Origin of the sequence: Corallococcus sp. CA047B (assembly GCF_003612065.1) — a bacterium.
Lineage (GTDB): Bacteria > Myxococcota > Myxococcia > Myxococcales > Myxococcaceae > Corallococcus > Corallococcus praedator.
The window spans coordinates 1-8,985 of record NZ_RAWD01000363.1 but is presented as its reverse complement, the minus strand read 5'-3'; the positions used below and the strand labels follow the sequence as shown (position 1 = coordinate 8,985).

At 70.1% G+C, this 8,985-nt stretch carries 8 protein-coding genes and 1 pseudogene; 4 read left to right on the top strand and 5 right to left on the bottom strand.

Annotated elements, in window-relative coordinates; all coding sequences use genetic code 11:
- Window positions 1–1,314, bottom strand: a 1,314-nt coding sequence (locus D7X74_RS35700) for an MFS transporter (protein ID WP_120537462.1), incomplete at its 3' end; no start/stop codon positions are given.
- A gap of 189 nt (window positions 1,315–1,503) precedes the next feature.
- Here D7X74_RS35700 and D7X74_RS35695 point away from each other — a divergent pair.
- Window positions 1,504–3,561, top strand: a complete 2,058-nt coding sequence (locus D7X74_RS35695; RefSeq protein ID WP_147446801.1) for a fused MFS/spermidine synthase — start codon at window positions 1,504–1,506, stop codon at window positions 3,559–3,561.
- Window positions 3,562–3,600: 39 nt separating this feature from the next.
- Here D7X74_RS35695 and D7X74_RS35690 read toward each other — a convergent pair whose 3' ends face one another.
- Complete coding sequence (locus tag D7X74_RS35690) at window positions 3,601–4,659, bottom strand: SDR family oxidoreductase (protein WP_120537463.1); 1,059 nt, start codon at window positions 4,657–4,659, stop codon at window positions 3,601–3,603.
- A 117-nt stretch (window positions 4,660–4,776) separates the two neighbouring features.
- Here D7X74_RS35690 and D7X74_RS35685 point away from each other — a divergent pair, with 117 nt between their 5' ends.
- Window positions 4,777–5,679, top strand: coding sequence for a LysR family transcriptional regulator (locus tag D7X74_RS35685; RefSeq protein ID WP_120537460.1), 903 nt, complete (start codon window positions 4,777–4,779; stop codon window positions 5,677–5,679).
- On the opposite strand, the gene D7X74_RS35680 is transcribed toward D7X74_RS35685, so the two are convergent.
- Complete coding sequence (locus tag D7X74_RS35680) at window positions 5,652–6,581, bottom strand: hypothetical protein (protein ID WP_120537459.1); 930 nt, start codon at window positions 6,579–6,581, stop codon at window positions 5,652–5,654. The genes D7X74_RS35685 and D7X74_RS35680 overlap by 28 nt on opposite strands.
- Window positions 6,582–6,656: 75 nt before the next feature.
- Window positions 6,657–7,061 carry a hypothetical protein gene (locus D7X74_RS35675; protein WP_120537458.1) on the bottom strand — a complete coding sequence of 135 codons (405 nt, stop codon included), beginning with the start codon at window positions 7,059–7,061 and terminating at the stop codon, window positions 6,657–6,659.
- A gap of 94 nt (window positions 7,062–7,155) precedes the next feature.
- Here D7X74_RS35675 and D7X74_RS35670 point away from each other — a divergent pair, with 94 nt between their 5' ends.
- Window positions 7,156–8,001: a helix-turn-helix domain-containing protein gene (locus D7X74_RS35670; RefSeq protein ID WP_233602400.1), complete on the top strand. Its 846-nt coding sequence runs from the start codon at window positions 7,156–7,158 to the stop codon at window positions 7,999–8,001.
- A 10-nt stretch (window positions 8,002–8,011) separates the two neighbouring features.
- Here D7X74_RS35670 and D7X74_RS35665 read toward each other — a convergent pair whose 3' ends face one another.
- Window positions 8,012–8,575 carry an NADPH-dependent FMN reductase gene (locus D7X74_RS35665; RefSeq protein ID WP_120537456.1) on the bottom strand — a complete coding sequence of 188 codons (564 nt, stop codon included), beginning with the start codon at window positions 8,573–8,575 and terminating at the stop codon, window positions 8,012–8,014.
- 227 nt (window positions 8,576–8,802) lie between these two features.
- On the opposite strand from D7X74_RS35665, the pseudogene D7X74_RS35660 reads away from it, so the two are divergent.
- Window positions 8,803–8,985 (top strand): annotated as a pseudogene (locus tag D7X74_RS35660) (uracil-DNA glycosylase); the annotation flags it as partial.

The following is an 8,985-nucleotide window of genomic DNA, read 5'->3' as shown; positions in this document are numbered from 1 at the left end:
GGGGGGCGCCTGGGGGGCGGTGGACTCCAGCTCGCGCGCGGGCCGGTACAGGGGCAGCACGAAGGCGGCCATCACGGCCAGCAGGCCCATCAGCACCAGCATCAGCGCGATGCCACGGCCCGGGCCCGTGCCCAGCAGCCCGCCGAACACGGGCCCCAGCGCGCCGCCCGGCAGCATGGCGGGCTCGAAGACGTGGTCCGCCAGCGGCCCGCCGATGAGGTACGCCACCGGCGTGGAGAACCACGCCAGGGCCATGCGCGCGGAGAACACGCGGCCCTGGAGGTCGGCGGGCACCAGCGACTGCCACAGCGCCTGGCTGCAGCTCGCGATGGGGGCGTTGAAGAACGTCAGCAGGAAGGCCGCCGCCGCGATGAGCGGCAGCGAGGGCTGGAGCCCCGCGAGCATCAGGCTCACGCCGTAGAGGATGCCCGCGCCCACGATGCCGGTGAGCCGCCGCTTCGGGCCGCCCCAGACGGTCATCAGCGCGCTGCCCACCAGCATGCCCACGCCGCTGCACGCGAGCACCTGTCCCAGCAGGGTCGGGGTGAACGCCTTCAGCACCAGCGGCGTCACCAGGATCTCCGCCAGCCCCAGCGTGAGGTTGACGATGGAGAAGTAGGCCAGCAGCCCCATCAGCCCGCGCCGCTGGAGGATGTAGCGCAGGCCGAACGTGAGGTTGGAGCCCAGGCTCTCGCGGGCCTGCTGCTCCCCCTGGGCGCTGCGCGTCGGCCGGGGCACGCGCACGACCAGGTTCGTCACCACCGCGACCGCGAACCCCACCAGGTCCAGGGTCATCACCGTGGACAGCCCGTGGTGCATCACCAGCAGCCCCGCCAGGGGAGGGGCCAGCGTGCGGCCCGCCGCCTGCGCCAGCTGCACCATCCCGCTCGCCCGGCCCAGGTGGCGCTCGGGGATGAGCACCGTGGAGGCCGCCATGAACGCCGGCTCCTGGAAGGACTCCGCCACGGCCGTCACGCAGACGCCCAGGTACACGTGCCACAGGCGCAGGTTCCCGCCGGTGTACAGCACCATGAGGCTCAGCGTGCTCAGGGCCGCCAGCGTGTCGCTCACCAGCATCACCCGCTTGCGGTCCCACCGGTCCACCACCACGCCCGAAACGGGCGACAGCAGCACGATGGGCGCCACCGCGCACAGGGTCATCGTCGCGAACTGCGTCACCGAGCCTGTCTGCTCATACACCCAGATGCCCAGCGCGAAGGATGTCAGACCCGAACCCAGGATGGACACGAGCTGGCCCAACCACAACACCCCGAACGTCGCCAGGCCGCGGCGCGATGTCTGCGTACTTGTCATGAAGTCGGATCGCTCACGCTGTTTCGCGGATTCAATGGGAGTTCCATCCTGCCACAGGCGTCTCTCAATTGCTGGTGGGGCGCATGATGCAATGAATGTCTGACACGTTTGCTTTGATGGGCGCGGGTCCGTGGAACGCGGACAGCGAATGCTTTGCCTTCACCCCTCTCTTCCCGCTGGATATCGGACATGTCTACTTCCGCTGAGCCGCAACCTGTTTCACGCCTGTTCTCGGTGTACCTGCATGGGCTCGCGTTCCTGGGTGGCTTCAACGTGATGTTGCTGGAGATGTGTGCCTTCCGGGTGCTCCAGACCACGTTCGGCTCATCCATCTATGTGACGGGCGTCCTGCTCGCGTTGGTGATGATTGCCCTGTCGGCGGGCTATTTCCTGGGCGGACGCTTCTCCCAGCGCAATGCGCCGCTGGAGTTCCTGCTCGGGGTCATCTCCCTGGCCGTGGTGTATGTCTGGGTGACGGGCGGGCTGCTCTCCGAACCGCTGCTGGATTTCAGCTTCGGCCTGCGCAAGGTCTTCTCCAGCGGGCTCGCGGGGCACCTGATGCCACCGGCGGTCGCCACGTTGATCTTCTACATGGGGCCCATGCTGGCGCTGAGCCACGTCTCGCCGTTCCTCATCCGGCTCCTGGCCACGCACCCGCGCGGGGTGGGCGCCACGGCGGGCAACCTGATGGCGGTGTCCAACGTGGGAAGCATCGTGGGCACGACGCTGCCCTCCTTCGTGCTCATCCCCCTGCTGGGCGTGCCCACGACGCTGGGCATCTTCATCGGGTCGCTGGGGCTCGTGGTGGTGGCGGGGCTGGTGCTGGTGCGCAAGCGCGCGCCCGTCACGGCGCTCGCGGGCGGCGTCTTGCTGGTGGCGGTGGTGGCCACGCCCCTCCTGCGTGACGCCTGGGCCGCGCGGGCCCCCGCTTCAGCGGCGGAGCACCCCGTCTTCGAATCCGAATCCCTCTACGGGAACGTGAAGATCTTCCGCTCCCAGGACGGCGACGGGGACGAGAAGCTGGAGTTCATGCCGTCGCGCGACTACGTGCACTCCACCGTCTACCCGGGCCAGCCGCTGAAGGATCAGTTCACCACGGCCTACGCGAACGTGGGCCTCTCCCGCGGGGCCGGGCGCTACCTCATCCTCGGGACCGCGCTGGGCGGGGTGGTGTCCGCCATCCTGGAGGCCAACCCCCAGGCGCGCATCACGGCGGTGGAGATTGATCCGCTGGTGATGGACCTGGCGCAGCGCTACGTGCCGGCGATGCGCAGCCCCAACGTCCGCCGGGTGGTGGAGGACGCGCGCCTGTTCCTGCGCGAGGACACCCAGGAGTACGACTACATCGTCGTGGACATCTTCTCCGGCGAGCAGCTGCCCGCGCACTGTGTCAGCCAGGAGTTCTTCTCCCTGGCGCTGGCGCGGCTCGCGCCGGACGGGGTGCTCCAGATGAACACCAACCTGTGGGACTTCCACATCACCACGGGGCTGGAGCAGCCGGAGCCCTTCGTGCCGGTGCGGCACATCCACTCGGCGCTCTTGCGCGCGGGCTTCGCCTCGCTCTTCCAGAGTGACTTCTTCGAACACGGCCACCTGTACGCGTTCCGCCAGCCGACCCCGGAGGCGGAGGTTCGCGGGGCGCTGGCCCGGGGCGCGTTGGATCCTTCCGTGGAGCCGAACCTGCGGGCCTCCTACGGGATGACGGCGCTGGCGCTGGTGCCCATCCCGGACGCGGAGCGGGAGCTGCGGCCCTTCACGGACCACTGGCTGCCGGAGCACCTGCTGCACCTCAAGGACAACTTCGACCTCTACCTCCGGGCGCTGGCGCGCGCGCGGCAGTCGCCGGAGTGGAAGACGCGGGTGGAGGCGGCGGGGGACACGCAGCTGCGCTTCATCAGCGCGCGGCACTACGCGGATGTGGGCGCGTCCGGCGCTCCGTCGTATGACGGCTACCGCGCGTACATGAAGGGCGAGGGCGGCGCGGACTACTGCCGCGACGTGCTGGCCTGGGCGAAGCAGGCGCCGGCGAACACGCTGTTCCTGGACCTGTCGCGCTACCTGCACACGCGCGTCATCCACGCCTGTGAGCACGCCCTGTCTTCCCAGGGGACGGAGCTGCCCGGGGCGGGGACCCCCGAGGGCGCCTTTCGCCGCTACGTCAGCGCCGCGCTCCTGGTGGATGACAACCAGGGCGCGAAGGCCGTGCCGCTCCTGGAGGAGATCCTCAAGGCCCGGGCCGTGCTCTGAGCGTCCCGGGAGCGGCCCCGTCCCACGCCCGGAGGCCGCTCAGGGAATGAGCTTGCGGCGGCGGAAGTCCGCGAAGAGGTCGCGGAACATCGCCTCCGTCTCCACATGTTCGTGGAAGCCGAACCGGCGGGCCTTGGAGCCGTCCGCGACGAAGTCGTAGCCCGTGGAGAACACACCCTGGGCGAACGGCCACGCGGACACGTCCTGGTACGAATTGCGCGCGAGCCCGTGCTTCTCCACCATCGCGTTCCAGCGCGGCCCCTTGTCCGCCATCACGTCCACCAGCGACAGGGGCAGGGGAGGGGCCACCTCCAGGTCGAACGAGCGGGCGATCTTCGGCCACATCTCGCTCCACCGGAACTGATCGCCGTTGTTGATGTTGAACGCCTGGTTGGCGGCCCTCGGCTCCGTGGCGGCCCACACGGTGGCGCGCGCCAGGAGCCCGGCATCCGTCACCTCCAGCAGGATGTCGTACGCGGTCGGTGTCCCCGGGAAGCGCAGTGGAAGGCCCAGGTCCTTCGACATCGCCGCGTACACGGCGATGGCCAGCGTCAGGTTCATCGGGTTGCCCAGCGCGTAGCCGGCCACGATGGACGGACGGATGGCCGACCACGTCCACGCCTTGCCCTGCTGCCGCTGCTCCAGGAAGTCCTGCTGCTCCACGTTGAACTCGGGCGGCATGTGGGCCGCGTCCGTCTCCCGGGCCGGCGTCTTGAACGGGCCCAGGTGCGCGCCGTAGACCTTGTAGCCCTGCATCAGGCTCACGTGCTTCAGCCCCTTGGCGACGGGCTCCACCGCCTCCACCACGTTGACGAGCATGGCGAGGTTGGGCGCCACCATCGCCACGGGGGTCGGCCGGTCCTGGAACGCGGTGTAGAAGAGGTGCGTCACCTGCGTAAGGCCGCCCAGCTTCTTGCGGCAGTCCTCCGCGTCGAGCAGGTCCACCGAGACGTAGCGCACCCTGTCGCGATCCTCGCCGCCGCGCCGGGACAGGCCGATGACCTCCCAGCCTTCCAGTGTCTCCAGGTGGGCGATGAGGTTGAGTCCGATGATTCCATGGGCCCCGACGACCAGGGCCACGTTCTTGTGCGTGCGCATGCTGTCCTCCACGCGGCCCGTTGTGGGAGCGCTTCCGGCGCCGCAAGAGGTCTAGTATTCGCGGGCGCTGGCACCGGACAGGCACTCCGTGGGCACAGCACTTGTGAGTTCAATTCCATGGCGCGTCTGGACATCAACCGCTCCGGAGAGATGGAAGTCTTCGTCCGGGTCGTCGAACAGGAGGGGTTCTCCGCCGCGGCGCGCACGCTGCGGATGACGCCGTCGGCGGTCAGCAAGCTGGTCGCCCGGTTGGAAGCCCGCCTGGGAGCGCGCCTCCTCCACCGCAACACCCGGGGCTTCCAGCTCACCTCGGAGGGCTGTGTCTTCTACGAGCGCAGCGTCCAGGTGCTCGCGGAGCTGGAGGAAGCCGAGCGCGGCGTCGCCACCAACGAGGCGCCGTCGGGCCGCGTGCGCGTCAACACCAACGTCCCCTATGGCACGCACTTCCTCCTGCCCCAGGTGCCCGCGTTCCTCGCGCGCAACCCGGGCATCACGCTGGACGTCGCGCTCACGGATCAGGTGGTGGACCTGCTGGAGGAGCGCGCGGACGTGGCCATCCGCGCGGGTCCGCTCAAGTCCTCCAACCTCATCGCGCGCAGGCTGGGGGAGACGCGCAAGATGATCGTCGGCGCGCCGGAGTACCTGAAGCGCGCGGGCATGCCGAAGACGGTGGCGGAGCTGGAGCGCCACAACCGCATGAGCGCCAGCCACGTGCCCACCCTGGAGCACTGGCCCGTGGTGGAGCGCGGCGCCGTCGTGAACGTGCCCTGCGCCGGCAACGTGCAGGCCAGCGACGGCGAAGCGCTGCGGCGGCTGGCGCTCGTGGGCACGGGCCTCGCGCGCATCGCGGCCTTCCAGGTGCGCGAGGACGTGGCGGCCGGACGGCTGGTCCCGGTGCTGGAGGAGCGCAACCCGGGGGACACCGTGGTCTTCCACGCGGTGTTCCTGGATCCCGCGCGGCACCTGCCGGCGCGGATCCGGGCGTTTCTGGACTACTTCAGCGAGGTGGGCATGGGCTGACGCGGGAGCACCCGGGCCATGGGGCCCGCCGTGGTGTCCATGCCGTGGATGAACGTGTGCTGCTCCACGTGCACGGACTCATGGAAGTCAGGCTCGCCGCCCTGGCCATTCCAGTCCACGCGGTCCATGCGGATGATGCGCGACGAGTGCGGCAGCAGCGTCGCGGGGTCCGTCACCAGCTCCAGCTCCACTCGCGCGTAGGTTCCCTCCGTCTCGTCCGTCTGTCCCACGGGCTCCCGCACGACATGCAGCCGCGCGCACCGGGGCTCCGGATCCGCGTCGGAGCAGGGCACGCCCACGTCCAGTTGCTGGCGCTCCTCCGCGGGGACCTCTTTGACCTTCTTGCGACCGGCGCCCACATTGATCGTCGAGGCGATGACCTCCAGCTTCCCTGGCTTGAGGCGCGCCCCGTGCCAGCTGCCCACCCACTGGTTCCACTTGTCCCGGACATCCTGCTCCAGCCCGGCGGCGATGCCTCGGGTCATCTGGGCCTTCTTCCGTGGGCTGAGCGGCAGCGCGTCCAGGAAGGCCTGGGCGGGGCTGTCCTCCAGCGGATCAATGCCCTGGAAGTCGCCCTGCGCGTCGATGATGCCCGTGGCCAGGGGCTCGACGAAGGTGGGGACCGGGGACTCGATGAGCTCCACGTCGTGGAAGGACAACCGCCGCTGGCCCTCGTCGTCCACCGGGCCCAGCGTCATCGTGAACCGGCGCTGCGCCGTCGTCCGGCCGCTCCAGTCCGTCCGCACGTCCAGGGTGTGGGTCACCCGCATGGACGCCTGCTCCGGCCAGCCGTAGTGCAGCGTCACCAGGCCCTTGCCCCCGGCACCGCCCAGGGTGGCGCACCCGGAGGCTCCAGCGGAGAGGACGGCGGCGATGAGCCAGGGACGGAGGAGGGAGGCCATGTCTCGTCAGGATAACAACGCCCCGGCGCCCGCGCGGCATGACGTGAAGCCCCGCCGCGCGGATCCGACACCGGCTCAGGCCAGGGCCGCGGTGCCGCGCCGCAGGCCCGCGTACTCCAGCGCCGCGAACAGCGCGACCGCCGCCGCCTGCGCCGCGACGAACAGCATCCCCAGCCCCGTGGGCGTCGTGGGGCCGTGGGTCATCAGGAGCACGCTGTCCACCACCCACAGCGCGTTCACGGCGACCACGAACCACACCGGCCACGCGGGCAGGGTGTCCCGCGACGCCAGGTACCCGAGCAGCAGGGCGAACGGAATCAACCCGAGTCCCGCCATGCGCAGGAGCCCGGGCTCCAATCCCAGCAGGGGGCCCAAGGGGGCCGCGGCCGCCGCCATCAACAGGCCCATGGCCCCACTGGCGACGGCGTCCAGCAGCAGCGCGCGACGCAACAGGCTTCCCGACACGTTCTTGAGGCTCATGGCACACGTTCCCTTGCGAGGAGGTTGGAGACGACGGGGCACAAGATGCGAGCCGGCCCGTGCGCTGTCGATTACCTCCGAGGGAATGGAAGCGATGACGTGCGCCCCCTATCTTCGGGCCATGACCAGCCTTCAGCAGAGCCGTCCCGTCGGAGAGCTGCTGCGCGGTTGGCGTCAGCGGCGGGGCCTGAGCCAGATGGATCTCGCGTTGCGCGCGGAGGTCTCCACCCGTCACGTCAGCTTCCTGGAGACCGGCCGCTCCCAGCCCAGCCGCGACATGCTGCTGCACCTGGCGGAGGAACTGGACGTGCCCCTGCGAGACCGCAACGGGCTGCTGGTGGCCGCGGGCTTCGCGCCCGTCTACGCCGAGCGACCCCTGGACGACCCCGCGCTGCGGGCCACGCGCGAGGCCGTGGAACTGGTGCTCGCGGGCCATGAGCCGTACCCGGCGCTCGCGGTGGATCGGCACTGGACGCTCGTCACCGCGAACCGCGCGGTGGGCGTGCTGCTCGCGGATCTGCCTCCGGAAGTGCTCCAGCCGCCCATCAACGTCCTGCGTCTGAGCCTGCATCCCTCCGGGCTCGCGCCGCGCATCGAGAACCTGCGCCAGTGGCGCGACCACGTCCTCACGCGGCTGCACCGGCAGGTGGACGTCACGGCGGACGCCACGCTCGCGGCGCTGCTGGAGGAGCTCAAGGGCTATCCGGTGCCGGAGGCGGCCGTGGAGGGCAAGGAGCGCGACTTCGCGGGCGTGGTGGTGCCCCTGCGCGTGCGCACGTCGCTGGGGCGGCTGTCCCTCTTCAGCACCACCACGGTGTTCGGCACGCCCGTGGACATCACGCTCGCGGAGCTGGCCATCGAGTCGTTCTTCCCGGCGGACCCGGAGACGGCGGAGGTGCTGCGGCGGGCCGCCTCCGAGCGGTCCCGCCAGGACACGTAGGGCCGAGCGACTACTTCTTCACGCGCACGGTCTGGAGCGCCGTGCCCCAGGAGACGAGCTGATCCAGCAGGGTGCTCACGCCCTTCTCCTTGCTGGGGTCGGGCTTGAAGACGGCGAAGTTCTCGAAGTCGGTGAAGAGTGACAGCTGTACCTGGGCGCGCACGGTGGCCATCTGGAGCTCGGCGGCGATGAGGCGCAGTTGCTCCACCGCGCGCACCCCGCCCGCGCTGCCGTAGCCCACGAAGCCGGCGGCCTTGTTGTTCCACTCGCGATAGACGAAATCGAGTGCGTTCTTCAGCGCGCCAGACGTGCTGTGGTTGTACTCGGGCGTGACGAAGACATACGCGTCGTACGCGGCCACCTTCGCGGCCCAGGCCAGGGTGTGGGGCTGGGTGTACTTGCCTTGGGACGGTGGGGTCGGCTCGTCCAGCAGGGGCAGGTTGAAGTCCTGGATGTCGACGATGTCGTACTCGGCGTCGGTGCGCTTCTTGGCGATGCCGTGCACCCAGTTGGCGACGGCATCCGCCTTGCGGCCCGGCCGGGTGCTTCCAACGACGATGGCCACCTTGATCATTTGCGCGCTGCTCCTGGAAAGGGGCGGAAGACCGCCGCCGCGCCCGACCTTCCCCGTGTGTCGCCCCGAGGGAAAGAAGGTTCGCCAGGAGTCTGTCCGGGACCCGACCCGTGCCCGGCCTTCTGCCCGGAAGGTGGCGGAGGGCCCGCCCCTGGGCTAAGCGTACGGGCAACTTCTCCGCCTGCTTCCTTGCGCCGGGGCAGGCCCTCCGCTACCGATCCGATACCGTGAACGACGACACGCCCGAATCCTCGCAGGAGCTGGCCGAAGTGCTCCTGGACGTGCGCCGCCACCTGCTCTGGCAGGAGGAGAACGGTGGCCGCGCGCTCCTCGTCGACGCGAAGGTCGCCGCTGACCTCCAGCAGCAGCGCGCCGCCTCCGGTTCGGTGCGCTCGATGATTGCCCGCAAC

Bases quoted from the DNA above. Each gene is read 5' to 3' on its own strand.
- D7X74_RS35670 (WP_233602400.1), top strand. From the start codon at position 7,156: ATGACGTGCGCCCCCTATCTTCGGGCCATGACCAGCCTTCAGCAGAGC.
- D7X74_RS35680 (WP_120537459.1), bottom strand. From the start codon at position 6,581: ATGGCCTCCCTCCTCCGTCCCTGGCTCATCGCCGCCGTCCTCTCCGCT.
- D7X74_RS35685 (WP_120537460.1), top strand. From the start codon at position 4,777: ATGGCGCGTCTGGACATCAACCGCTCCGGAGAGATGGAAGTCTTCGTC.
- D7X74_RS35695 (WP_147446801.1), top strand. From the start codon at position 1,504: ATGTCTACTTCCGCTGAGCCGCAACCTGTTTCACGCCTGTTCTCGGTG.
- D7X74_RS35690 (WP_120537463.1), bottom strand. From the start codon at position 4,659: ATGCGCACGCACAAGAACGTGGCCCTGGTCGTCGGGGCCCATGGAATC.
- D7X74_RS35675 (WP_120537458.1), bottom strand. From the start codon at position 7,061: ATGAGCCTCAAGAACGTGTCGGGAAGCCTGTTGCGTCGCGCGCTGCTG.
- D7X74_RS35665 (WP_120537456.1), bottom strand. From the start codon at position 8,575: ATGATCAAGGTGGCCATCGTCGTTGGAAGCACCCGGCCGGGCCGCAAG.